The following is a 25,197-nucleotide window of genomic DNA, read 5'->3' as shown; positions in this document are numbered from 1 at the left end:
ACCGGTTCCCACCTTCCCCGGCTCTCTGCAAAGAATAAAAAATGTGTACTACTCTTGCTCATTGATTTAACATGTTTAATTTTCAGAAAAACAAAAAGAGCCCTCCATCCAAAAAGGACGGAAGACCCGTGGTGCCACCTTCATTAGCTGAAATTCAGCTCACTTTACCGATATCAAAGCAATATACTTGAATATCTGTCTCATGTAACGATGAGATTTTCGCCAAAGCCTACTGCGCACTTTTGCGGTTCGGTTTGGAGGCTCAGAAGTCCATTCACTAATACGTCTACACTGATTTGCACCACCATCAGCTCTCTAGAGAATCCGTAAGAGTTACTACTCTTCATCAATGCCGAATCTTTATCTTTATTGTTTTCTATATTATTACACTATAATGGCATATGTCAAGTATGTGTTTTAAAAATATTCAAAATAAAATACGCAATTAAAGTAATTTCATAAATTTCTTCCTCCATACATCTGCTAACTCCTCCACTTCAAGAATTTTTCCGATTGCATCCTGATTTTTTTGATCATGGAAGAGTGTTTGATTTGCAAATAGCACTGAAATTCCTTTAGAATGCTTTTCAAGCAGCCTGATGTCAGATTCCACTGTTACCACACCATCTTTTAACACTCTAAAGAAAAACCCAGTGTAGCAGGTTGAATAAACCCTGTTTAAAAATTGATTAATGGCGTTAAATTTCGAAATGGTGCTGCACGGTACCCTTCCTTGTGTTACTTGAATGATTGCATTTCCTACTTGGTATACATCACCAATACACACATCTCTTTCTAACATACCTAAGGCAGTTATATTCTCCCCAAAAGCAGGTATTGCCAATCTGGATTGGAATTCCTTCTCCCAAGCTGCATAATGCTCAAAGGGATATAAACACACTGCCCGGTCATCTCCACCATGAAACTCTACGTTAGCCACTTCATTACCAATAATTCCCGATTTTTTTACATTCATATTAGGAACACTCAATTTATTTATGGCTGACCTTTCCGTTTTGTTGTTCCATTCGTATTCCTTTGGCATTCCAATCGCAATATTAATTATTTTAGGTTTGTTCATGTTTATTTCTCCTTATTTTCCAGTAAAAGCATTTTGTGTTCCTTAATTTTTTCTAAGTAGAAAGCTAATATTAACTTTAGCATATAACGAAGGCGGGATAGAAAGTTAATGGAAAACATTGAACATATTTGCCAGCCACGAGCAACTAAAAGTAGTTCATCTTCAGCAGGTCAAAAGAAGACCGGTGAAGTGTCTAAGCAAAAGTGGGCCATTGTATCCCTATCTTCCATTCCCTTGGTTATGACATTAGGGAATTCGATGTTAATCCCTGTTTTACCTTCCATGGAAAAAAAATTATCTATTTCATCCTTTCAAACTAGTATGATCATTACCGTTTATTCCATAGTTGCCATCTTTTTAATCCCGATAGCAGGCTATTTATCAGACCATATTGGAAGAAAAAAAGTAATTATACCAAGTCTGATTATTGCCGGCATCGGCGGACTCATATCCGGATGGGCTGCATGGAAAATGGATAATTCATATTGGATTATCCTTGTCGGGCGGTCCTTGCAAGGGGTTGGAGCTGCAGGAGCTGCACCTATTGTCATGCCGTTAGTTGGAGATATGTTTAAAAGTGATGATGATGTAAGCAGCTGCTTGGGCCTAATTGAAACCTCCAATACCTTTGGAAAGGTATTAAGTCCGATATTAGGTGCTTTTTTAGCAGGGTTTATCTGGTTCTTACCCTTTTTCTCTTTTCCGGTTTTCTGTGTTTTATCAGTTGTATTGATGCTTTTTTTAGTCAAATGTCCCAAAACTAACGATAAACCTGTTCCCTTCAAACAATTTTTTAAAACTGTAAGGGCGACCTTTACTGAAAAGGGATCTTGGTTGTATGCCATTTTTTTTATTGGCGGTATCCTGATGCTCATCCTTTTTGGAATCTTATTTTACCTATCAGAAATATTTGAAAAAGAATATGGAATTAAGAATATAAAAAAAGGATTCTTTTTAGCATTTCCCCTTAGTGCACTTTGTTTATCTTCTTTTATTAGCGGGAAAATTATTAAGAAAAATAAAGTGCTTATGAAGTGGCTAACATTCGGAGGTATCGTGGCAGCAGCTCTTTCGATAGCAGCCTTATGGTTTTCAATTCAATTATGGTTTATGATTAGCATGTTCTTAATAAGCGGTATCGGTATAGGAATTGGACTTCCTTGTCTTGATGCCCTTATAACAGAGGGAATTGAGAAAAAAGAACGGGGTACCATTACTTCGATATACAGTTCCATGAGATTTATCGGGGTAGCTGCGGGTCCTCCGATTATTGCGGTGTTAATGAAGCACTCTAACCATTGGATTTTTATTTTACTAAGCAGTCTTAGTATAATCGCGGCATTTGTTGCCTTAATTGCCATAAAACCAAGTACACAAAGCTAGAAAAAACGCCGGTAAACAATGTTTACCGGCTGGTTTTTATAAAGATGCTGTTTTCACTGGCTTTTTAAAGAAACCAATTAATAATGCTGCTACAACAGAACCTATTAAAATTGCTAATGCGTATTTAAGGGCTCCATGTTCAACAAGCGGCACGACGAAGATTCCACCATGCGGTGCTCTTAGACCTATGCCAAATGCCATCGATAATGCTCCTGCAATTGCAGCACCAATCATATTTGCAGGAATGACACGAAGTGGATCAGCTGCTGCGAAAGGTATGGCCCCTTCGGTTATAAAGGATAATCCCATGATATAACAAGCCTTCCCGGCATCTTTATCCTGTTTAGTAAATTTATTTTTAAAAATTGTTGTAGAAATCGCAATGGCTAACGGCGGTACCATTCCTGCAGCCATAATCGCTGCCATTGGCTCATATACTCCGCTTGACAATAGACCTGTACCAAACACATAGGCTGCCTTATTGATTGGGCCACCCATATCAAATGCCATCATAAGTCCTAATATAACACCTAATAATACCGCATTTCCTGTACCTAAACTTGTCAACCAATGAGCAATCGCCTTATTTAAAATACCAACAGGTGTATCAACAGCAAAGAGCATAATAAAACCGGTAATTCCTATTCCTAATAGAGGATAGATTAAAATACTTTTAATGCCTTCCAATGATTGTGGAAGATTTGCGAATACCTTTTTCAACAGAACTACTACATAACCTGCAAGGAAACCGGCAATCATTCCTCCAAGGAATCCTGCTCCGCTGCTTGCTGCCATCATTCCACCAACCATACCCGGTGCAAATCCCGGACGGTCAGCAATACTTGAAGCGATAAATCCTGCAAGAACCGGAACGATTAAATTGAAGGCATTTCCGCCGCCAATTGTCATCAAAGCTTCAGAAATTTTATTATAGGTTGGGTCACCCGGTTTAAAAGAGTTATAACCAAACATAAAGCAAATCGCAATTAAGATACCGCCTCCGACTACAAATGGAAGCATATTAGAAACACCATTCATCAAATGTTTGTAAAAGCCTGATCTACCTTTTTGATCTGTACCGGATTCACTTTTGCCTCCGTTACCTGTATAAATTGGCGCATCCTGCTTTAAGGCTTTATCAATTAATTGCTTCGGCTTGCGGATTCCATCGGCTACAGCCGCTTGGATAACATGCTTGCCTTTGAATCTTTCCATTTCAACGTTGATATCCGCAGCAATAATTACTGCAACTGCATTATCAATTTCCTCTTTTGTCAGAACATTTTTTGCTCCTCCTGAGCCGTTTGTTTCAACCTTGATATCGACACCCATTTCAACGGCCTTTGCTTTTAATGAATCCGCTGCCATATAGGTGTGCGCAATACCGGTTGGGCAGCCGGTAACAGCAACAATTGCGTTCTTTTTGTTTGAAACGTCTTGCACTTTGTCGTCTTCTTGATCATGGATGTTAATAACATTAATAATTTCATCAGCAGTTGTTGCTTTCATTAACTGATCGCGCACTTCCTGTTTCATTAAAAGTCCCGAAAGACGAGCTAATGCTTCTAAATGTGTATTATTGGCTCCTTCAGGTGCAGCAATCATAAAGAACAAATGTGCAGGCTGCCCGTCCAATGATTGATAATCGACGCCTGCAACTGATTTACCGAATGCAATTGCTGCTTCCGTTACCACTTTTGTTTTTGCATGCGGAATGGCAATCCCTTCGCCAATACCTGTTGTACTTTGTTCTTCACGTTTTACTATTGCAGCCTTAAATTCGGAGCGATTGGATATTTTTTTTGCATTGAACAACACATCAACAAGCTGGTCGATTGCTTCTTCTTTTTGTCTGCCCTCGACATTTAAAAGTATTGTGCTTTTAGTTAGCAGCTCAGTAATTTTCATATGTTTCTCCCCTTATAAAATTTCTCTAATTTGAACTTTCGAAAGGATTTCTTCAATCTTTTCCTTTGTACATAAACCTAGTGAAAATGCAGTAGCACTTCCTGCAGCAACACTATGTTGAAAAGCCTCTTTAACATTTGTGTTTCTCTGGTATTCGGCCAAGAATCCTGCCACTACCGAGTCCCCGGCACCAACTGAATTTTTTACTTGCCCTTTTGGAACTTCAGCAATTAAGGACATTTTTTCACTGATAAAGACTGCACCTTTATCAGCAAGGGAAACGATGACATTTTTGGCACCCATTTCAATGAGTTTTTTCCCATAAGGTATAACTTCCTCACAACTTGATATCGTGGTGTTAAATAATTCTCCAAGTTCATGATGGTTCGGTTTAATAAGAAAAGGATGAAAGGCAAGTACGTTTTTAAGAAGATCACCTTCCGCATCACAAACAAATTCAACACCGTTTTCCTTACAGATTTTCACAAGTTCTTCATAGGTTGATTCTGGTAATGTTGAAGGAATACTCCCTGCTAAAACTAACAGATCATTTTTGGTTAATTGACCAATTTTCCTTTTTAACAACTGAAAATCTTCTTCAGTAATGTTCGGACCTTTTGCGTTTATTTCTGTCTCTTGGCCCGTTTTTAGTTTGATATTAATCCGTGTATCATCCATTACTTTAATAAAATCTGTTTCGATTTTTTCATAATGGAGATAATCCTCAATGTATTTCCCTGTAAAACCGCCGTTAAATCCAAGGGCAATACTTGTAACACCTAATTCTCTTAACACTCTAGAGACGTTAATGCCCTTACCGCCGGGATATTTTGTTTCCGAAATCGTCCGATTTAAATCACCTAACTCAAATCTTTCAAGTTGGACAATGTAATCCACCGAAGGATTTAATGTGAGTGTATATATCATGCTGTCACGACCTTTATTGTTGTTCTTTTTACATATTGTTTCTCAGTATCTTCTTCTATTTCGTTGGTGATAATGGCTGCATCCTGGATATTAGCAATTTTCGCAAAGGAAATTTCAGAAAACTTCGTATAATCTGCCAAAACATATACTTCCCTGGAAAGAGACATTGCCTTTTGTTTCACCATTGCTTCTTCCTGGTCAGGCGTTGTAAAACCAAACTGAGGATGGATTCCATTAACTCCCATAAAGCATTTATCAAATCGATAAAGCTCAAGCCCGGCCAGTGCTCCTCTACCGATTGTTGCGTTTGTATTCGGTTTAGCAAAACCACCGATTAAAAAGGTTTGTATACCCTTATTTAGCAAAGGAGGCAAATGCATTAATCCATTTGTTACAACCACAATATCTTTAACTGTTAAAAATTCAATCATTTCAATAACAGTTGACCCTGCATCAAGATAGATGCAATCACCTATTTCCACCAAACTAGCGGCGTACTTGGCAATTCGGCGTTTTTCTTGAAGGTTTTTGGAAGATTTCTCAATCATACTCGGTTCTTGTAATTTCCCTTGCAACCTTGAGGCACCGCCGTGGATTCTTTTTAAAAATTTTTCTTCTTCTAATTGTGATAAATCACGGCGTATCGTTGATTCCGAAGTATTCGTAAGGTCAACGATTTCCTGGATTTTCACGATATTTTTTTCTTTTAATAACTGTAAAATAATTCGATGACGTTCCGGTGTTAACATATCATCACCGCCTTAAATTTTTATCTTGATTATATCTTACTGAAAACGATTGCAAAAATCAATCATTTTCTTTCAAAAACTTTCATAATTTGATTATTTTTGATTGTTTTTGGAGATATTTTTGTCACAAATACAACCATTGCCCGTTTTTTTCATTTTTTCAAATAAAAAAACGCCTGTTTTAGGCGTTCTTCAAAAAATGTGTATAATAATAAGGACTACATAAAGCAAAGGATGATACACTTGAACATTACCGGCTATTCTGTTGAAAAACTGGAAGATCCATTTGGCTTATTAACTGGAGACAGATTTGAATTTTTTCTGGAACTTGAAGTAGATGAAGAGGATGAGCTCTATTCAGATAAAGGCATTGGCTTAAAAGTTATTTTCGTCATCGAGGAAAATAAGACAAGGATTACAAATTATCATTTTTATGAAAGCGGAAGCGAAAAAGTTCTCGATTTTGCTCTCGAAGAAGAGGAAGAGGCACAAGTCCTCAGCTTTTGTCAGGAGAATATTTGTGAATAAAAAAAGCAGGTTCAATACCTGCTTTTTTTAATTTATAAATTATTCTATTTTTTAATCACATGAAGTTCTTACTATGATTGTGAATTACTTGTAATTCTTTTGTTGTAAGACTCATTTCACTTTTACAAATAGGACACAGGGGTACGTCACTGCTTTTAAAATTATCGCGAATCCAGCATTTGCAATTATCTGAATTGCACACCCAAATTTTTGTTTCTTCTAATTTTACTTCTTCATCATTTCTTCTTCCAAACGCCAAAACGATCACCCCTTGTACGTATTGCATGACTGTTTTTGAACACTTGCTTCTTTAAAAGGCTTAATAAATGATTTTTGCCAATATAAAAAGACAAAGAGAAAATGGAATTTATGCACCATTTAATAAATATGCTCTATCTGATTAACATAGAATCTATTGAACTACTTATTATAAGAATATAGATAAAAAGGTGATGCCTTAATCATTGCATCACCTTTTATTTTAGTCAATTAAACTGTTTTTACGTTAGCAGCTTGTGGTCCACGAGCGCCTTCAACGATTTCAAAAGATACTGATTGGCCTTCTTCTAAAGTTTTGAAGCCTTCAGTTTGGATAGCTGAGAAGTGAACGAACACGTCTTGGCCGCCTTCAGATTCAATAAATCCGAAACCTTTTTCTGCATTAAACCATTTAACTTTACCGTTTTTCATGGATAGTACCTCCAACAAATTGTTCACTTTAAGTTTATTGTACATTTAAAAATAAAAAAACCGTATATACACTTTGGGGCAATAGACATCACCCACTATTTCGTGCAGTTACGGCTACTTAAACCACATAAATATTAACGAACTTAAAAGCGTACCTTTATTTTATCTCACAATAGGCTTTAAGTCAAATTTATTTTAAACACTTAAATTATATAATAGTTTAGGTTTTTTGTAGATTTCCCTGTAGGAAAATCTCGATAAAATCTTCAACAAATTTCTGAATATCTGCTTCCATACCAATATAATCTATATCTTCAGGACGTTCTTTATCGGGTTTTGGACGAAAATCGGCGATACTTTTTCCTTTAGCTGTACCAAATTCCTCTACCCGAACTCGTCTTGAAATGTATTTTACTAAATTTGGATTTATTAATGCCATCAACGGAACAACATCATGCATGGGTGCTCCTTTAATACCCGGTACATTTTTTTGATATGCCTTAAAATAATAATCAAATGCGGGTTTTAGCAGTGGTCTGAATGGTGTTGGGCTGTGTTCTGCCAGATAATCAATGATATCAGGCGTGATGATCGCTTTATTGGTTATATTTAAAGGATGTAAAAAAATATTTCTACCTTTTTCCATAACCGAATTTGCTGCAATCGGATCGGTATAAAAGTTTGCTTCTGATTCAGCAGTAATATTTCCTGGCACTAAGAAAGCACCGCCCATAATATAAAAGGCATTTACGTCCTTTAAAGCATCTTTACCATATAAAATATACATCAATGCCAACTCGGTCAATCTTCCGACAGAAACAATAACAAGGTTGTTTTTATATTGAGTAACAATTTCAAGAATTTTGTTAAAATCATAAACTTTTACATTTGCTAAATTTTCAGGCGGCTTGATAGGGCCCAATCCTTCTTTACCATGAATTTCCGGATAATATTGAATTGGTTCACCCAATAACGGACCGGCAGTACCGGCTATGATGGGAATATCATCTCTACCTCCGAGATTTAATAAGTATGCTGTATTTTTTATTGATTTTTCTTTCGGGGTATTTCCATAACCGCTGACAATTCCAACAAGGTTTATTTTCGGATTGAGCAGGGCGTACATTATCGCAAAGGAATCATCAATTCCGGGATCCGCAAACATTAGCACATTAACCATTTTTTCACCCCTTATTATTTTGTTACTTAACTATTCTATTCCTTTTTATGTAAAATAAAGACCCGCCTCGTATAAAACCAGAGCCGGGTTTAATTAACTGCTTCATGCTTCCTTTTTCACCTTTGGAGCTGCCTTCTTTCTTGGAGCCGCAGCCTTTTTTGGTTTTGTCCGATCAATTGATGCCTGCAATGCCGCCATTAAATCGGTAACGTTTGATGCTGCTTCTTTTGTTGCAGGTGTCACTGTTTCTTTACCGGTTCGTTTCAAATCAATCAATTCCACTAGTGCTGTCCGATATTCGTCCGTATATTTTTCAGGTTCAAATTCAGATGTTAATTGATCAATCAGTAAAATGGCGGTGTCCAGTTCCTTTTTAGTTACTTTATCTTCGGAAGGAACGCCCGGCACATCTCCTGCACTGCGGACCTCATCCGGATAATGAATGGTTTCCATAACCAAAGTATTTTCATAAACACGTATGACGGCAAGCTGCTCCTTTGAACGGATAATGATTTTAGCAAGACCGACCTTTTGTGTTTCCTGTAAAGCCTTTCGTAATAATGAATACGCTTTCCCTCCCCCTTCATGCGGGGACATATAATAACTTCTATCAAAGTAGATGGGATCTATTTGTTCCATTTTTACAAAATCAATGATTTCTACAGCCTTCTCTTCGTTTTCTTTCCGTAACTTTTCCAAGTCATCATTATCAAGAACAACAAATTTACCCTTTGTATATTCGTATGCTTTCACAATGTCTTCGGGTTTCACTTCCTCTTCACAAACAGAACATACTTTTTCATATTTTATCGGGGCATGACATTTGTTATGAAGGGTTCGGAGTTTAATGTCCTTATCCTCTGTAGCAGTATGAAGCTTTATCGGAATGTTAACAAGCCCAAAGCTTATGCTGCCTTTCCACATTGTATGCATATGGGAGTTCTCCAATCTTTTTGTTTTTATTTTACGTTTCAGCAAAAATCACATTCCTAAAAACTGCTGGAAACGGATGATGCAGAGCACTTTTATACAAACTAAGAAAAAAAGAAGGGATATCTTTTAATGAAACCAATGCTGCCAAGTCTTACCTTTGAGCTTCCTATTCATTCCGATTGGTACTACGAGGTAAAATACGATGGCTTTCGAGCCATCTTAGATTGGAATACCCAAGGAATGGAATTAACCAGTAGAAACGGTAAACCATTATTACCGCAATTCCCTGAAATTAAAGAGTTCTTGCTTACCTATAAGGAAGAATTTAAGCCTTTTCTTCCACTTCGGTTGGATGGTGAACTTGTTTTTCTTGAAAACCCTTATAAGGGTATTTTTTCGACCATCCAGGTACGAGGAAGGTTGAAGTCCGGGAAAAAAATAAGCGAACAAGCAAGCAAATCTCCTTGCCATTTAATGGTCTTCGATTTATTAATAATATCCGGTAATCCTCTTTATTCTTTTAACTTTCATAAACGCAAAAAAGAACTTTTAAAACTGTTTCAGAAAATTGGTTTAGGAACGGAGGTTGAGCCGCATGAGCATCAATTACTTCAACTTGTTGAAGCCTATTCGGATTTTAATGATTTGTGGGAAAAGGTTGTCCTTTATGACGGTGAAGGTATTGTCGCAAAATATAAAAATAGCCCTTGGGAAGAAGGTAAACGTTCAACCCAGTGGTTAAAGTATAAAAATTGGAAATATGTAAGTTGTTTTGTTACGTCATACGACAAAACCAATGGATATTTTTATTTAGGGGTTTACAATAACAAAAAGATTCATCCGATTGGTCAAGTTCTGTTCGGTTTTAAACCTGAAGAAAAACAAGCTCTGCAACAAACCATTAAACAAAATTTGCAGCGGGAGGATTCCCAATTCATTTATGTTCTACCTGCTATCTGTCTAGAAGTGAAATATCTGGAACTTTACGAAAATCAGCTGCGGGAGCCGCATTTTGATCGCTTTCGTTTTGATCTGGAGCCTTCAGAATGTACGTATGAGCGATTTATTTTTCAGCAAAAAAATTTACCGGAAAATTTAGACATAACCCACCCGGATAAACCGCTTTGGGAAAAACTCAACATAAAAAAGGCCGATTATATCCTGTATTTACGGGAAGCTTCACCCTACATTCTGCCTTTTTTAAAAAATCGTTTATTAACGGTAATCCGTTATCCGCATGGGATGTTTGGGGAGGCTTTTTATCAAAAGAATTGTCCGGATTATGCGCCTGAATATGTACAAACCCGAAACATTGAAGGTATAGACTATATTGTTTGCAATGATCTAAAAACGCTTATCTGGCTAGGAAATCAATTAGCAATTGAATTTCACGTGCCATTTCAAACCATAAACAGTATAGGACCCAGTGAAATTGTTTTTGATTTAGACCCACCGTCCAAGGATGCTTTTCACTTGGCAATTAAAGCTGCTTTACTCATAAAAGAGGTCCTTGATCAATTACAGTTAATCGGTTTTATAAAAACTTCCGGAAATAAAGGCTTACAAATATACCTTCCATTGCCGGAGAATACCTATTCATATGATGATACAAGATTGTTTACCGGCTTTATCGCCGAATATTTAATTTCCAAGGATCCCGATTCATTTACAATTGAAAGGCTGAAAAAAAATCGCGGCAACCGACTATATGTTGACTATGTGCAGCACGGGGAGGGAAAAACCATTGTAGCTCCCTATTCAATGAGGGGAAACGAACGTGCCGGTGTGGCAACACCGTTATTTTGGGAGGAAGTGGATGAAAAACTTGAATCTGTGTCCTTTAATCTGGAAAATGTCTTACATCGAATTCGAAAAAGTGGCGATCCATTTCATCATTACTTTCAAACGAAACAAATTCAACCATTTACCCCGGTACTTGAGTTTTTAAAACAAAAAAAAGGATAAGGTGGCCTTATCCTTTGATTGTCTGATTTAAAAAATGCTGTGCATCTTCTTGAAGCTTTTCGTAAGAAGGCTGTTCCTTGTAATCATTTTTTGACGCCAGTGAAAAAACTCCGGCTTTGAGGTCAACATTAACAACAGCTTGATAGAGATACGTAGCATTTCCAATAAGGTCGATTGTGTAATTCCCCTTAACATCGTGAACAACACATTGTACTTTGCCGCCATTATTATAAACATTAATCACTGTCTCAGATTTATTTAATTCTTGCAGACAAGTGACTAAAGATGATGCAGACATCGCGGTTCCGCATGCATTCGTAAATCCTACGCCCCGTTCAAAGGTTCTCACATATATATTACCCTTATTGATGGCTTTAACAAAACTGACATTCACACCATCAGGAAACAATTCATTGGGTCCATTTACCCTTTCACTCAGTTGCTTCTGAAAATCAGTTTGTAAAACTTCCGTTTCAACAATCGCAATCAAATGCGGATTTGGTACTGAAAGAGCTGTAAAAGACAACTCAGCTGATAACTCCGGTATTTTTTCATTTAGTAAGGAGGGTTGATTTAATAGTAACGGCAGATCTTTTACTTGAAACGAAACCGGTGATATTTCCACTTGATAAGTGACTACATTTGGATATAAATCCGCTTGTTTACATACTTTTAAGTCAGCTTTCATGGTTTCAATTACGGCTTCATTTAATTGAAGCATTTCACACATATATCTAGCCACAAGGCGCAGACCGTTTCCACACATGGAAGCTTCAGAACCGTCAGCGTTAAATACCCGCATTCTGCCATTGGCACGATTGCTTTTCATGACAAAAAGGATCCCGTCGGCTCCTAATTCCGTATCCCTATTACATAACAATCTGGCTAGAGCAGCTCTTTCATTTTCCGAGAATGAATATGAATTCGAAATTTCATCAATCAGAAGAAAATCATTGCCTGACCCATGACCTTTAATTAAATCGATTTGCACTGATAAAACCTCCAAAATAGAGTGACAATTTTTAAATCTATTCTATCAAACAACAAGAATGAAAGAAACCATGATCTATTGAGCAAAGTTTATTCAAACTTATTGACTTTGGTGATTTTCACCTTTCAATAAAGTATTCATTGATTAAAAATGACATTCTAACTAGCTTGTCGACTTCAGACAGTCCCTCCCAAAATGAAAGTACCGGGGTATTGGGCTCAGGAAAAATAGGGCTCCACTCTAACGGCATCCAACCTCGACGAAGTCTGCCCACCTGTCTATTCGAATTATCTAAAAGATGTTCATCCATAAAAAAGGTTGACCCTTCCACTGCACCAATGTATCTTCCTGATGCATCAAGCCATTCTTTTTTTTGCTTCCTCCAAGCTACCTTCTTTTTTTCATAGCAGCCCAAATAGACATTGTCGCGGTCATAAATTTCAATTTTTAGATGTTTTTTTCCTTTCACCTTAAAAAATCCTATTACTTGATCATGAAAATTATAGAGAGCAAACGTTTTTGTAAATCCAAAAATCTTGAACCCTTTTTCACGGTATTTTTTGATTTCTCCTGCTTGATGGCCGTCTGGAAAATAAAGAAGTAAGCGTGGGTTTTGGGTATTTAAATAGACCACTAATAGTTGTTTAGCATTAAATATTGATTGATAGAGGCTTTTAGTTTTTTTGATATTTTTTCCAATGGAAATTGACTGATTAAGTCTGAATAAATAAATTTGAAATCCTAATAGACTGTATACGAGAAAAGGGATTGATAATAACATGATTTCTTTTTTTTGAAAAAATGATATATTTCCTCCTATTATCAGGATTGTTGGAACTAATGCAGCAATACTCCCATTCAAGCTTATATTGGCGGTATCCCGGTAATATTCATTTATTTTCATCCAGAAAACTCCTTATCAAAACCTCTTGTTTCATTCTATTATTCAAAAGTCTAAATAATGATAGGAGATTATTAATTTCAAAAATTGGATATGCCTATTAGATTATTAAAAGAAGAGGCTATTATCTAGCCCCTTCAAGAGTGTTTATCCAATTTAATATATTACTGGCCGATGCCCCTGCATCCTCATAGCCCTGATTATACAATTCTTCTAACCGTTGCGGGTTCCGTTCCATTCTTCCAACTTTTAATGGTTTAAGAGGGCGAATGATGAAAACATTTCCTGCCTTTTCTTCATTCTCAAGGTAAGCAACTGTTTCATTATAGGTTTGATACCGATTCCTTAATGCTTGTTGCAACCCTGAATACTCAGGATATTTTCTATCGACAAGAAAATGAAATTTAGATGGTTTCTTTTCGTACCCTTCATTTCTAGTTAAGATTACAATATTTTTTGTAAAACCATCTTGTTGTGCTTTTTTGATTGGGATGGGATCACTAATTCCTCCGTCAAGCAAAATCTTATCTTTATAGCTTATTTCAGGTGCAATAAACGGCAGCGAACTGGAAGCTCTTAAAACCGTTAATAGGTCTTTCCCATATTGTTGTTTTTTATAATAAACCGGTTCCCCTGTTAGACAATCCGTCGTACCGACGACAAATTCAGAAGGACTGTTAAAAAAAACATCATAATGAAAGGGAACATGTTGATTTGGAATCTCATCAAAAATAAAGTCCATTCCAAAAAATTGCCGATTTTTAAAATAATTTCTCCAAGAAATATATCTTGGGTCGGAAGCATATTTAATCGTAACGGTTTTATTTCTTCCTTTTTGCTTCGACAAATACGATGCAGCGTTACATGCACCTGCTGACACTCCGATGACATATGGAAAAAATAATTTTTGTTCTAAAAAGTATTCAAGGACACCCGCAGTATAAACACCGCGCATTCCCCCTCCTTCTAAAACCAAACCAACTTGATTTAACACGTTCCTTCTTCCTCTCTGTAATACCGGCTTAATTGATTCCAGACTCATTATATGGCATCTGTACGTATTCGCAAAATCATACGACTCGCTATGCTGCCAGCTCTTTTTTTCTAAAAACAAAAATACTTAATGATAGTAATAACACTATCAGAAAGGATGATAAAAGACTCGCAGGCAGGGTGCCATCAGAAATACCCTTCTTCATGAGAATTTCATTTGCATAGGTTGTTAACTGTGCAGGACTCCATTCAAGCCAATGGGAAAGTGAACTGCTTACAAGACTAAAAACAATAACTGCTGCTATTGAGATAAAACCCGCCATTCCGGGACTTTTTAGGGATGAGCTAAAGAAGACCGTTATCGTTAAGACCACAGTGAGCCAAAGCCCATAAAAGAAGAAAGATTGGAAAAATTCCCCAATTGGAATCCAATTAAATAATAACCCTGTATAATACCATGTTACGAGATAACCCATTAAAAAGGAAAACCACATTAAGAGAAGACTACCTGCCCATTTTGCCGTTATAAACGACCTGTAAGATACAGGTTTTACCATAACAATCGCGGCTACTCCGCTTTTTCTTTCTGCCGCAATTAATCCCATCGAAGTAAGAACAATAATTAAAACACCAAGAGATGTATATTCACCCAAACTCTGTATTAACACCTCTGCTGCAGAGGGTGTCGGGATTTTTATGACGGCACCTTTAGGGAGTCCCCCCAGTGAGCCGAGTATTTGAGGCATATAATATGCTGATAATGGCTTTTGAACACCTAATAAAATAAACGTAATTGGGACCCATATCCACTTGAAATTTCGCCACATTTCCAGTATTTCTTTTTGCAAAAGCGTAAACCACTGGCTCATTTCCCCACCACCTTCATAAACACATCCTCAAGTGTCATACTGTTTACTTCAAATTTTTCAATCGGCCAGTTTTGGGCCGAAGCCTCACTCAGGAATGCCTGTCTGGCAAGGTCTATATCCTTTACAATCACACTGACTTTGTTGCCTTCCACCAGTACGGACTGCGTTAACGGATGACTTGCTAAGCTTTGAGAATATTGATTTGCCTTACCGCGGAAAATGAAATCTATTTTAGGCTGTTGATTTTGTTCATGAAGTTCTTCCATTGTTCCTGATTCAACAATTTCCCCATTATGTAAGAACAGAATCTTATCACAAACCTCCTCAGCATCATTTAAGATATGTGTGGAAAAAAGAATGGTTGTTTCCTTTTTTAAACCTTCAAGGAGATCCAAAACCTCTCTTCTCCCTAATGGGTCCAATGCAGAAACAGGTTCATCCAGCATAACCAGCTTTGGTCGGTGAATTAAAGCTTGGGCAATACCCAATCTTTGTCTCATCCCGCCGGAATATTTACCAACCTTTCGATTCTTAGCATCTATAAGTCCGACCAGATTAAGAAGCTCTAACGACCTTTCCTTGGCATCTTTGTGCTTTAATCCTGCCAGTTTTCCAACGTACACCAAAAATTCCAGCCCTGACATCCATTCATAAAAAACAGGAAACTGTGGAAGATAGCCGATTAAAAAACGGATATCCTCCCCTTTTTTTGCATCTGTAAACGAAATAGTTCCAGCTGTAGGTTTCATTAACCCTGAGAGTATCCTTAAGATAGTTGTTTTCCCTGCCCCATTTGGCCCTAATAGGGCAATACACTTTCCTGTTTCGAGATTAAAATCAAGCCCCTTAATTACTTCTGTCCCTTGAAAACTCTTTTTTAATCCGTTTATTTGAATTACGGACATTAGTCATTTCTCCTTCCAACTACAAAGTAAAGGATGGGGCCAATTAAACTTACAAATAAAATTAGCAATGCCCAAAGCCATTTGGGACCATTGGTTTTCTCAATCCGAATTAAATCAACAATTGCTACAATTAATAAAATCAACTCAATAATCAAAATTGGTACTAATAATCCAATGTTCAGGTTAGCCATAAAATTTCCCCCTTGCATTTGTTTATCTCTGTTATCTACCATATGACGTTTGAACTGGAAAAACGTTCAAAACCCGGCAAAAAGTAACTCCGCCGGGCAATTTAGCAACGATGTTAATGAATCAGTCTAAAAATCAAAGGAATCCGATATTCTTGACCATCATAGGCTTTAATCGCAGCAATAATCGTAAAGACAAACGCGGCAATCGGGAATAACCATAAACCAATGATACCGATGACGACTATCGTTAAAATCCCGCTTATCACGGTATAAATAAAATAAGAAATCATAAAGTTAAAGTACTCTTTTCCATGATAATCAATGAAAGATGACTCATCCTTTTTTAACAGCCAAATAATAAGCGGTCCTAATACAGGAAAAAATAAACTAAGGACATAGATAGCGGCAGCAAGCATCCTCTCTTCATTTTTAACCATAAATCTTTCCCCCACTGGAAAATTTTATATTTCACCTTAATTATTACGCTGCTATTTATAAAAGGTTTCATTAATTATTAAGATTTCGTTAAAAATAATGGAAGAATGCAACAACTATTCACTTTTCCTTCCGCATAGCTCTTGGTAAAATAGAAAAAATACTATTATTAGCAAGAAGAAAGGTTTTACTATGAAAAAAATACTTTTAAAAAATGCAACAATTTACCCAATTACATCAAAGCCTATTAAAAACGGGGATGTATTAATTGAAAATGGAAAAATTGCTAAGGTCGGAGTCAATCTCGCCACCGAAAGAGATGTAAAAATGATTAATTGCGACGAGCGATACCTATTGCCCGGCTTTATTGATGTTCATACACATTTGGGTCTTTATGATGAGGGCACAGGCTGGGCGGGGAACGATGCCAATGAAACAGCGGAGGCTTTGACTCCGCATATCAGGGCAATGGATGGAGCCTATCCTTTAGACCCAGCCTTTACTGATGCTATCAAAAGCGGTATTACAACAGCCCATATTATGCCAGGGAGTGCTAATGTCATCGGTGGGACCACCTCCGTTATAAAGACTACAGGAAAGAATATAAAACGTATGATTGTCCAAGAGGTAGCAGGACTAAAAATTGCCTTAGGAGAAAATCCAAAAAGAATTCACAGCCATGGCAATAGTGATTCGATTACAAGAATGGGAATTATGGGTATGCTGCGGGAAGCCTTCTACAATGCCATACATGCTGATAACCCGGAAGATTTACGGATAGCCCCCATCGTAATGGCACTTAAGAAAGAAATTCCTGTACGGATACATGCACATCGAGCAGATGATATTGTTTCGGCTTTACGTTTTGCAGAGGAATTTAATCTTGATTTACGAATTGAGCATTGCACAGAGGGACATTTAATCGCAACTGAGTTAGCAGGATTGAATCTTAAAGTGTCAGTTGGTCCCACATTGACGAGAAGATCAAAAGTCGAATTAAAAAATAAGACGTGGAAAACATATCAGGAATTATCAAATCAAGGTGTCGAAGTTTCGATAACAACTGATCATCCCTACACCCCAATTCAATACCTGAATATTTGTGCTGCCATTGCGGTAAGGGAAGGTCTGCCGGAACAAAAAGCTTTAGAGGGGATTACTATTAATCCAGCAAGGAACTTACGAATTGATGATCGTCTTGGGAGTATTGAAGAAGGAAAAGATGCTGATTTAGTGCTCTGGAGCTATCATCCTTTTCACTATTTAGCAAAGCCTAAATGGACCATGATTGGCGGAGAAATGGTCTATTCTGAATCGTAGAGTAATGTAGAAATTTGCCATATAATATTCAAGAAAAATAGCCAAAAATCTATTCCTTTTTTGCTTTTTTTTTAGTATCATATTTTAAGTAAGACTATTTTAGACCTGAAAATCTTGGAGGTTTTAAACCTTATAATGGCAACAAAAAAATGAAATAGGGAAGGCAAATGGTGCGCCACCAGTGATACTGGTTCTAGTGGGTTCGATTCCCACCCCGAAATTTTTTAGTAACTAAAATAAAAAATTTCGAGGGTGGGCCGCTTCTTTAGACATGGGATCGGATTGCCCTAATTGGAGGGAAATGCATGCTGAAGAAACGTGATCTTCATGACAGCCACGCATTGTACGAACTAATGACGCATCCTGATGTCTTCCCTTTTGTCCGTCAAAAAGCAGCATCATATGAAGAATTCTTATTTATTACCAAACAAACGATTGAAGCGGAAGAGCGCGGTGACTTAATTTCAAGAACGATTCTTGATGAATGGGGAGCGCCGATCGGAACAATTAATTTATTTGATATTGAAGATAATGCAGGATTCTTAGGCACTTGGCTTGGAAAACCGTATCACGGTCAAGGCTATAACAGCCCGGCTAAAGATGCCTTTTTTCAAGAGCTTTTTTACGAAATAGGGATTGAAACTGTTTTTATGCGCATTCGTAAAGTAAACATTCGTTCCATCAAAGCTGCTGAAAAGCTTCCTTATGTTGTAAAAGCAAACGAAACTAGGAAATCTATTTATGAACAATTAAACGCAAATGGCGATGTTTACGATTTATATGAAATTCCAAAAGACCAATATACATTCCACCTAATGAGAACCGGTACATTACAAACTGATTCTTCACAATTGTTGGAAGCATAAAAATAAAGGCTGACTTGAGTCAGCCTTTTATTTTATGCTTTTACTTTAGAACATGAAAATTGTACTTAACTACCCGTTCAGAAAAAAAGACCTATCCGCTTGAAGCGCCAAAGTCACAGTTTCCTTAGCAAATATTAATCCGTTACACTTTGTTCGATTGTTTCATTTACTTCACTAATACCCATTTGGAGCAAAAAATCTTCTAATTCCTCATTTGTTAACGTTTCAAATCGGCCATCATGAAAAAAAACTTGGGTTTGGTTTGGATTAATGCGGTTCATATTAAAACTCATTTTCTTTGCTCCTTTCATTGATGATTAATTCTATTATCCACAAAAAAAGACGTTTTCATTCCCTGATATCAAATAGTTCAAAAAATTGTAATAGCAGATTGTATATTTTGTGAACACTGATTAAATCAAATTTAATAAAGACCCTTGAAAATAGGTTTCAGGGTCTTTGATGAGATATTATTCTTGTTTAATTTGATTAATAACTTTTTCTAAAAATAAATTCCTTACCACAAAGGTTTTATAAAGTTCTATTTTTCGATGCTCGACAGGATGTTTAGTTATTCCCGCTTGCTTTAATTTCTGTATATACCAACCTTTTGATCCCTGATAGGCCATTGTTTTTATCCCCTTCCAAAATTGTTTGTTCCTACAATTTATGAAAGGTCTATCTTTATATTCTTTTTTTCAGGCAACAAAATGGTTTCCGTGTTATAATTATTTTTCGTCAAACTAATGAAAACGGGGAAAAACATTTGAATCAAACTCATTCAAAAAAGCAAAAACTAAGACAACTTATTAATATTCTCATTCCGATCTTAATTACCCAAATAGGACTTTTTTCAATGAATTTCTTTGATGTGACAATGTCCGGTCATTATAGTCCATCTGATTTAGCTGGTGTTGCGATTGGCTCCTCCTTATGGGTGCCGGTTTTTACCGGATTAAGCGGAATTTTGCTCGCCGTTACTCCAATTGTAGCCCAGTTAATAGGTGCAAAACAACAAGAGAGAGTTGCATTTTCTGTTATTCAAGGGCTGTACTTATCGATCATTATGGCTATACTAGTTATTGCAATCAGCTCATTAATACTTGATCCCCTTCTAAATGGGATGAATTTAGAGGCACATGTACGATTGGTTGCGCATAACTATCTAATTGCCTTAAGTTTTGGAATGATTCCACTCTTTGCCTATAATGTGTTGCGATCATTCATTGATGCACTTGGGAAAACTCGAGTTACGATGATCATTACCTTAACCTCATTACCAATTAATATAATTTTCAACTACTTCCTTATCTTTGGAAAATTTGGATTTCCTGAATTAGGAGGGGTTGGATCTGGTTTCGCCACTGCGATAACGTATTGGATCATTACCATTATTACGATTTTTATTATTTGTACAAATCGTCCATTTATTAATTTCGCTATTTTCAATACTTTTTATCGGGTTTCATTCTCGAAATGGAAAGAAATCCTAAAAATTGGAGTTCCAATTGGTTTCTCGATCTTTTTTGAAACGAGTATTTTTGCGGCTGTTACCTTATTAATGAGTACCTTTGATACAAATACAATTGCTAGTCATCAAGCTGCATTAAATTTTGCGTCGTTTTTATATATGCTTCCACTTAGCATTTCGATGGCGCTAACCATCATGGTGGGATTTGAAGTAGGAGCAAAAAGGCATCATGATGCCAAGGAATATAGCTGGATCGGACTTTGTATTGCAATTTTGCTCGCAGGTTTTTGCGGTCTCATTTTGCTTTTGTTCCGTTCTAAAATAGCCGGTATTTATACTACTGATCCCGCCGTTTTAAAATTAACCGGCCAATTTTTGCTATATGCTTTATTTTTTCAACTATCTGATGCCATCCAAGCTCCTGTCCAAGGAGCACTTAGAGGTTATAAAGACGTAAACATTACCTTCTTAGCTTCACTCATATCCTATTGGATAATCGGACTGCCCTTAGGGTATTTAATGGCATCATATACGAGCCTGGGAGCTTTCGGATATTGGATCGGTCTCATTGCCGGTCTCGCTGTTGGGGCGATTTGCCTATTAAGCAGGCTAATTTGGATCCAAAAGACAAAGTACCAACCAATGGAGCAGAAAAAAGCCTGATTCACTCTAGAATCAGGCTTTTTACCTCTTTGGTTTTTAATCTATTTTTACTCTATTAACCTTATTCAACACATCCATTCCGCCTGTAACGGGAATGATGCTTCCCGTGATAAATCCGGAATTATCTTCGATAAGAAACGAAACCACTCTTGCAATATCCTCTCCTGTCCCCGGTCTGCCAACGGGCGCCGCCTCACCTGAGGAATGTATAGAATCAGAGATATTTTTTTCTTTCCATTCACTAACTATATCCCCCGGGCAAACCATATTTGCGGTTATCCCATTTTCCGCTTCTTCCATTGCAATTGTCCTTGTAAGAGAAGCAAGCCCTGTCTTTGCTGCCGCAAATGCTGAGCGATGGATCCAGCCTGGAGCTGTTTCAACCCGATCAAAGCCCATGGTAATAATTCTTCCCCATTTCCGGTTCCTCATCGATGGAATAATCAATTTTGTTAGGTAAAAAACAGCTGATAAATTTCCGGATATTAAATAGTTCCATTCCTCTAAAGAGTATTCCGTTAATTTTTTTCTTTCATGTATGTATGGCCCTGCATTGTGTATCAATACATCAATGGTGGAAAATACCGAAAGTGACTGGTTGATTATCCGAATACAATCATCCTTGTCAGCCACGTCCCCTTGGATAGTGATTACGTTTATTCCATAAACTTTGTTCAAATGCGTTGCTAAAGTTCTAGCTTCTGATTCACTATTTCGAAAGTTGATAACAAGCTGGTATCCTTTTTCTGCAAGCTTGTAAGCGGTAATTTTCCCAATACCTGAGGCTCCTCCTGTGATCAAAGCAGTTTTTTTGTTCACGCCAAATACCTCTCAATTTTTTATTTCTTCCTATACTCTATGTTAAAAAGATTTATTTATATATGCAAATTTTAAAGATTAATCCTTACTAAATATGCCAAAAAATTTCTGCTGTAAGTTTTAATAACGATTAAAAGAGCAATTGCATATCATGGGTATCAATAGGACCAAATTGCACAGTTCGTAAAATTTTTAAAAGCAATTTTTATTCCTTGAAAGGATGAAAAATTATGTTCCCCTGGAATATGTTCCCTTTTTCGAAAGACATGAAAGACGTAATGAAAAATATGAAGCCTGATCAGATTGAAGGCTACGTCAAAGATTTAATGAGTAAAATGATGCCTGGAGAAATGAGGGGAATGATGAACCCTCAAGAAATGTTTAGTGGCTTTCAATCCCCGGTCTCACCGCAGCAGTCTACAACAGGAATATTAACTTCAGCTGCCTTTGAGACACACGACTTTGTATTCGTAAGAATTCCAATTAAAAATAATGAATGGCTAAAACAACTTCGTATCTATCATACATCAAATCAGTTGATTGTTGAGCATATTCCGCAGGCTGAAGATAAACATACCATTACTCTCCCGGCAATTGTAAAAAAGAAGGGGGCATCTGCCAATTTTAAGGATGGCATCCTTGAAGTAAAAATCCCCAAAAATGTGGATATGCAATTTTCACAGGTTGACGTTACTGAAATTATGTAAACGCCATTTTTTTCGCAAGTTTTATATAACAAAAAATAGGGTGAAGTAAGTATTTAGAATGAAATGATAAGAGACAGCTTGTCCAAACTGTCTTTTATCATTATTTTAAACTCTGCCTTTATCATCCTCGTTTAACTCTTCCATTATTTGATTATGTGCCTCAATTAATTGTAGTTTCGCTTCCTGTGAAATTTTTGAATTTACAACTCTTTTTACTGCAGTATAATACTTTTCATAGCGATTCTTTCGGATTCTTGGATGTGAATTTTCATCCAGCAGCTCTCTCTTTATCGCTTCCATTAAGATTTCTTCACTATTTTTTCCTATTGCTTCAAGCGCCCGATTGTTCCAAATCGTACGATACTCTGCAAGCAATGAATCAAAATACACTGACATATTTCACACCCTTTGTGAATTTTACATATTTTTCCCTATTATTGAAAAAAATAGGTTAAAACCATTTATCGAAAGGAGTTAGTTAAATGTCAACCCCATACCGGTGTCCAAATTGCAAAACCAATCGAAGTCGATTTAATATCATTCAACAGCTTTCGCACTCAGTAAAGCTCGACCCACAATCCGGAGATGTTGTCCATGAATACGGAGAAAATGATTTAGAGCCGTTTCATCTTGCCTATAACGGGCCTGATTATCGAATACAATGCGGTGCTTGCGGATTAATAGAAGATGAAAGAACCTTTATTAAATTTGGTGAGCACCCTATGTAAATCTCACAATAAACACCTTTATAAATGGAAAATCCATAAATAAAGGTGTTTATCTTTTTATTATTAAAGATTATTTTCTTTTAAAAACTGTTTTGAATCCACTTTCCATGCGTCAAAGGGTGAAAAACGAACTAAATGAATTTCTCCTTTGAATGTTTGTCTTCCTTTGTTTTTTATGTACCAATCAATATCAATCGGAACGTCCAAATTAATTTCTTCCGTTAAATCCTCAGCAGGTAAAAGAGGCATTCTTGATATCTTTACATTTTCAATTTGGGCTAAAATCGGTTGCCATTTAATCCGTTGAAGTGATGCTGAGGAGGAAATCCTTGCATCCTGCTGCTTGAGTCCAGCAATATATGCGCTTATAACCTCGTAGGGATTGGCTTTTGCCAGATAGTCATCCAGCTTTCCGGCGGCTTTCAATACCATAAGCATATGCGATAAGTCCATTGAATTTGTCCGATGGGTAGTACTGCCATAAAAATGAATACAAAAATGACCAGGAAAATTATTTTTTAACGCACCCGCACCATGCGGCATTCCATGCATTGAAGCTGCGATCCATTGATTTTTATGAATCACGATGATGGCTCGGCGTTTCCAACTCCATTTTCCTCCGTAAATCTTTTTCATTATTTTCGTATCCTTGGATGTTAAGGGCTGTACATCCGCATGATGACTTCCTGCCCTTCTTTGCACTTTAAATTGCTTCCCTGTTTCAATATCCAGCACGGTGAATTTCGCATATCTTGGTACTAAATGATCGACTTCTTTCCACTGCGGCATCTCAATCTTATAGCTAATATCAGAAGTTGCTTGGACGTAATATCCGTTAAGGAGGATTAGTGTAAATACAATTAAAATCGTTGCCTTTTTCATCAAATCCCCCTCTCCATGTAATTTTAGCTACATTAAAAGAGTTACCTGAAGAGGAAATTATCATTCATTTTTTCAATTGATTTTTAATTCAATTTAAAGCTCTGCAAGTTTTATTTCAATTTGCTTCCAATCAATATTTTCACCAATAAAAACAAGGTTTAAAGGCAAATTCATAAACTCTTGCATATAGATCGGCATTCCATAAGAAAATTGAAAAAGTGTTGGGTAATTTGAGCGGTCAAACTTTACATAGCCTTTAATCCGATAAACAGTATCCGGGAGACTTTTTAAAAACGCTTCAAACTTTGAATGACTAATTGCTTTTTGAAATTGGTACACAAATGTTGTTAAGTTTAATTTCTTTTTTAGATTTAATCTTTCTGAATTCTTATCAAATGATACGGATAGCTTTCTTAATTGGTCCATCGCAAGCTGTGAATAGTTGGTAAGTAGGCATCTTGCTTCAGAATTAATGGATTGTATTTCAAAAGTAATCCTTGCCTGATCTGAATCCGTTAACTCATTCATTTTGTTGATTAGGATTAGATCGGAATGTCTAACTTGGTCCAGTATAAGTTGTTGGAGCTGAGGGCTGAGATTTTTCCTATCCATCCACCGTAATCCATCAACAGTAGTCAAAATGCCTTTTATTAATAAACTATCAGCAAACAATGGAGAGAGAATGGCATCCAATACCTCTACAGGGTGTGCAGCACCTGTTGTTTCAATATAGATGACTTCCGGTTTTTCCTCTACTATTAACCCCTGAAGCTGCGCCTCGAGTTTATCCTGAATTGAGCAGCAAATACATCCGCCTAACAGTTCTTTTAATGCCACATCATTATCTGCTACGGCATCCGAATCGATCGATACTTTGCCTAATTCATTCATCATTACCGCTGTTTTTCTTCCTAATCTACGCTCATCTTCAAGCAATCGTTTTAATAAAGTTGTTTTCCCGCTCCCCAAAAAGCCTGATAAAATATAAACCTCTGCTTTATTCATGTTCTATTCCCTTCGTAATTTTTTACATTGATTTTATTATATATGAAACCATTCATTAAAAGCATCTTCAAAATGTTAAAAAGCGGATGATTCTCTCATCCGCTTTT

29 protein-coding genes and 2 other annotated features (1 of these 31 only partly in view) are annotated in these 25,197 nt (G+C 36.7%); of the genes, 8 read left to right on the top strand and 21 right to left on the bottom strand.

All coding sequences use genetic code 11. The features are described 5' to 3' along the window. Nucleotides 1–71: a binding site (T-box leader), on the bottom strand; it reaches 179 nt to the left of the window's first position. Between the two features lie 39 nt (nucleotides 72–110). Next, nucleotides 111–359 (bottom strand) — a binding site (T-box leader). Nucleotides 360–445: 86 nt separating this feature from the next. Beyond that, a complete protein-coding gene (locus tag J2S10_RS04170; protein WP_307404666.1) occupies nucleotides 446–1,081 on the bottom strand; it encodes an MOSC domain-containing protein in 636 nt (211 codons plus the stop codon). A 108-nt stretch (nucleotides 1,082–1,189) separates the two neighbouring features. Between J2S10_RS04170 and J2S10_RS04165 the strand changes: the two genes are divergently transcribed. Then, nucleotides 1,190–2,464, top strand: a complete 1,275-nt coding sequence (locus tag J2S10_RS04165) for an MFS transporter (RefSeq protein WP_307404664.1) — start codon at nucleotides 1,190–1,192, stop codon at nucleotides 2,462–2,464. 36 nt (nucleotides 2,465–2,500) lie between these two features. Here J2S10_RS04165 and J2S10_RS04160 read toward each other — a convergent pair whose 3' ends face one another. Genes J2S10_RS04160 through J2S10_RS04150 form a run of 3 tightly spaced genes read right to left on the bottom strand, consistent with a single transcriptional unit; the run spans nucleotide 2,501 to nucleotide 6,048 of the window. Further along, on the bottom strand, nucleotides 2,501–4,372 hold the full coding sequence (locus J2S10_RS04160; protein WP_307404662.1) for a PTS fructose transporter subunit IIABC: 1,872 nt from the start codon (nucleotides 4,370–4,372) through the stop codon (nucleotides 2,501–2,503). 12 nt (nucleotides 4,373–4,384) lie between these two features. Continuing rightward, nucleotides 4,385–5,299 carry a 1-phosphofructokinase gene (gene pfkB, locus J2S10_RS04155; RefSeq protein ID WP_307404659.1) on the bottom strand — a complete coding sequence of 305 codons (915 nt, stop codon included), beginning with the start codon at nucleotides 5,297–5,299 and terminating at the stop codon, nucleotides 4,385–4,387. After that, nucleotides 5,296–6,048 (bottom strand): DeoR/GlpR family DNA-binding transcription regulator, encoded by a 753-nt coding sequence (locus J2S10_RS04150; protein ID WP_307404657.1) that lies wholly within the window; start codon nucleotides 6,046–6,048, stop codon nucleotides 5,296–5,298. Before J2S10_RS04150 ends, pfkB begins: the two co-directional genes overlap by 4 nt. 234 nt (nucleotides 6,049–6,282) lie before the next feature. On the opposite strand from J2S10_RS04150, the gene J2S10_RS04145 reads away from it, so the two are divergent. Further along, nucleotides 6,283–6,576, top strand: coding sequence for a DUF6509 family protein (locus J2S10_RS04145; protein WP_307404655.1), 294 nt, complete (start codon nucleotides 6,283–6,285; stop codon nucleotides 6,574–6,576). A gap of 55 nt (nucleotides 6,577–6,631) precedes the next feature. On the opposite strand, the gene J2S10_RS04140 is transcribed toward J2S10_RS04145, so the two are convergent. From J2S10_RS04140 to ku, 4 genes are all read right to left on the bottom strand, one after another. After that, entirely contained in the window at nucleotides 6,632–6,835 is a 204-nt protein-coding gene (locus J2S10_RS04140) for a cold-shock protein (RefSeq protein ID WP_307404653.1), read from the bottom strand. 230 nt (nucleotides 6,836–7,065) lie between these two features. Continuing rightward, entirely contained in the window at nucleotides 7,066–7,266 is a 201-nt protein-coding gene (locus J2S10_RS04135) for a cold-shock protein (RefSeq protein ID WP_307404652.1), read from the bottom strand. A 220-nt stretch (nucleotides 7,267–7,486) separates the two neighbouring features. Beyond that, nucleotides 7,487–8,446 (bottom strand): nucleoside hydrolase, encoded by a 960-nt coding sequence (locus tag J2S10_RS04130; RefSeq protein WP_307404650.1) that lies wholly within the window; start codon nucleotides 8,444–8,446, stop codon nucleotides 7,487–7,489. A 102-nt stretch (nucleotides 8,447–8,548) separates the two neighbouring features. Continuing rightward, entirely contained in the window at nucleotides 8,549–9,379 is an 831-nt protein-coding gene (gene ku, locus J2S10_RS04125) for a non-homologous end joining protein Ku (RefSeq protein WP_307404648.1), read from the bottom strand. Between the two features lie 129 nt (nucleotides 9,380–9,508). Here ku and J2S10_RS04120 point away from each other — a divergent pair, with 129 nt between their 5' ends. Beyond that, nucleotides 9,509–11,344, top strand: coding sequence for a DNA ligase D (locus J2S10_RS04120; RefSeq protein WP_307404646.1), 1,836 nt, complete (start codon nucleotides 9,509–9,511; stop codon nucleotides 11,342–11,344). 7 nt (nucleotides 11,345–11,351) lie between these two features. On the opposite strand, the gene dapF is transcribed toward J2S10_RS04120, so the two are convergent. The 7 genes from dapF to J2S10_RS04085 form a co-directional block, all read right to left on the bottom strand. After that, on the bottom strand, nucleotides 11,352–12,335 hold the full coding sequence (gene dapF, locus J2S10_RS04115) for a diaminopimelate epimerase (protein WP_307404644.1): 984 nt from the start codon (nucleotides 12,333–12,335) through the stop codon (nucleotides 11,352–11,354). 118 nt (nucleotides 12,336–12,453) lie between these two features. Then, complete coding sequence (locus tag J2S10_RS04110) at nucleotides 12,454–13,239, bottom strand: hypothetical protein (protein ID WP_307404642.1); 786 nt, start codon at nucleotides 13,237–13,239, stop codon at nucleotides 12,454–12,456. 121 nt (nucleotides 13,240–13,360) lie between these two features. Beyond that, nucleotides 13,361–14,230: a patatin-like phospholipase family protein gene (locus J2S10_RS04105; protein WP_307404640.1), complete on the bottom strand. Its 870-nt coding sequence runs from the start codon at nucleotides 14,228–14,230 to the stop codon at nucleotides 13,361–13,363. Between the two features lie 88 nt (nucleotides 14,231–14,318). Further along, a complete protein-coding gene (locus tag J2S10_RS04100; protein WP_307404638.1) occupies nucleotides 14,319–15,098 on the bottom strand; it encodes an ABC transporter permease in 780 nt (259 codons plus the stop codon). Further along, nucleotides 15,095–16,003, bottom strand: coding sequence for an ABC transporter ATP-binding protein (locus J2S10_RS04095; protein ID WP_307404636.1), 909 nt, complete (start codon nucleotides 16,001–16,003; stop codon nucleotides 15,095–15,097). The genes J2S10_RS04100 and J2S10_RS04095 overlap by 4 nt, the downstream gene beginning before the upstream one ends. Continuing rightward, nucleotides 16,003–16,194: a PLD nuclease N-terminal domain-containing protein gene (locus J2S10_RS04090; protein WP_307404634.1), complete on the bottom strand. Its 192-nt coding sequence runs from the start codon at nucleotides 16,192–16,194 to the stop codon at nucleotides 16,003–16,005. The genes J2S10_RS04095 and J2S10_RS04090 overlap by 1 nt, the downstream gene beginning before the upstream one ends. Nucleotides 16,195–16,307: 113 nt before the next feature. Further along, on the bottom strand, nucleotides 16,308–16,631 hold the full coding sequence (locus tag J2S10_RS04085; protein ID WP_307404632.1) for a DUF4870 domain-containing protein: 324 nt from the start codon (nucleotides 16,629–16,631) through the stop codon (nucleotides 16,308–16,310). Nucleotides 16,632–16,821: 190 nt separating this feature from the next. Here J2S10_RS04085 and J2S10_RS04080 point away from each other — a divergent pair, with 190 nt between their 5' ends. After that, nucleotides 16,822–17,949 (top strand): amidohydrolase, encoded by a 1,128-nt coding sequence (locus J2S10_RS04080; protein WP_307404630.1) that lies wholly within the window; start codon nucleotides 16,822–16,824, stop codon nucleotides 17,947–17,949. 305 nt (nucleotides 17,950–18,254) lie between these two features. Then, nucleotides 18,255–18,815 (top strand): GNAT family N-acetyltransferase, encoded by a 561-nt coding sequence (locus tag J2S10_RS04075; protein WP_307404628.1) that lies wholly within the window; start codon nucleotides 18,255–18,257, stop codon nucleotides 18,813–18,815. A gap of 134 nt (nucleotides 18,816–18,949) precedes the next feature. Here the strand turns inward: J2S10_RS04075 and J2S10_RS04070 are convergent, their stop codons facing one another. Beyond that, nucleotides 18,950–19,108, bottom strand: coding sequence for a hypothetical protein (locus J2S10_RS04070; protein WP_307404626.1), 159 nt, complete (start codon nucleotides 19,106–19,108; stop codon nucleotides 18,950–18,952). A 177-nt stretch (nucleotides 19,109–19,285) separates the two neighbouring features. Continuing rightward, nucleotides 19,286–19,444, bottom strand: coding sequence for a YflJ family protein (locus tag J2S10_RS04065; RefSeq protein ID WP_307404624.1), 159 nt, complete (start codon nucleotides 19,442–19,444; stop codon nucleotides 19,286–19,288). A 137-nt stretch (nucleotides 19,445–19,581) separates the two neighbouring features. Here J2S10_RS04065 and J2S10_RS04060 point away from each other — a divergent pair, with 137 nt between their 5' ends. Beyond that, nucleotides 19,582–20,949: an MATE family efflux transporter gene (locus tag J2S10_RS04060; protein ID WP_307404621.1), complete on the top strand. Its 1,368-nt coding sequence runs from the start codon at nucleotides 19,582–19,584 to the stop codon at nucleotides 20,947–20,949. 36 nt (nucleotides 20,950–20,985) lie between these two features. Here J2S10_RS04060 and J2S10_RS04055 read toward each other — a convergent pair whose 3' ends face one another. After that, complete coding sequence (locus J2S10_RS04055) at nucleotides 20,986–21,768, bottom strand: SDR family oxidoreductase (RefSeq protein WP_307404620.1); 783 nt, start codon at nucleotides 21,766–21,768, stop codon at nucleotides 20,986–20,988. Between the two features lie 230 nt (nucleotides 21,769–21,998). Here J2S10_RS04055 and J2S10_RS04050 point away from each other — a divergent pair, with 230 nt between their 5' ends. Beyond that, nucleotides 21,999–22,475 (top strand): Hsp20/alpha crystallin family protein, encoded by a 477-nt coding sequence (locus tag J2S10_RS04050; RefSeq protein ID WP_307404618.1) that lies wholly within the window; start codon nucleotides 21,999–22,001, stop codon nucleotides 22,473–22,475. A gap of 105 nt (nucleotides 22,476–22,580) precedes the next feature. Here the strand turns inward: J2S10_RS04050 and J2S10_RS04045 are convergent, their stop codons facing one another. After that, nucleotides 22,581–22,871 carry a hypothetical protein gene (locus J2S10_RS04045; RefSeq protein WP_307404615.1) on the bottom strand — a complete coding sequence of 97 codons (291 nt, stop codon included), beginning with the start codon at nucleotides 22,869–22,871 and terminating at the stop codon, nucleotides 22,581–22,583. A gap of 86 nt (nucleotides 22,872–22,957) precedes the next feature. Between J2S10_RS04045 and J2S10_RS04040 the strand changes: the two genes are divergently transcribed. After that, a complete protein-coding gene (locus J2S10_RS04040; protein WP_307404613.1) occupies nucleotides 22,958–23,203 on the top strand; it encodes a DNA alkylation repair protein in 246 nt (81 codons plus the stop codon). A gap of 63 nt (nucleotides 23,204–23,266) precedes the next feature. On the opposite strand, the gene J2S10_RS04035 is transcribed toward J2S10_RS04040, so the two are convergent. Beyond that, nucleotides 23,267–24,085, bottom strand: coding sequence for a hypothetical protein (locus tag J2S10_RS04035; protein WP_307404611.1), 819 nt, complete (start codon nucleotides 24,083–24,085; stop codon nucleotides 23,267–23,269). 93 nt (nucleotides 24,086–24,178) lie between these two features. Beyond that, complete coding sequence (locus J2S10_RS04030; protein WP_307404609.1) at nucleotides 24,179–25,090, bottom strand: CobW family GTP-binding protein; 912 nt, start codon at nucleotides 25,088–25,090, stop codon at nucleotides 24,179–24,181. Between the last annotated feature and the right edge of the window lie 107 nt (nucleotides 25,091–25,197).

The organism is Neobacillus ginsengisoli, assembly GCF_030813055.1.
This window is presented reverse-complemented; position numbering and strand designations above follow the sequence as displayed.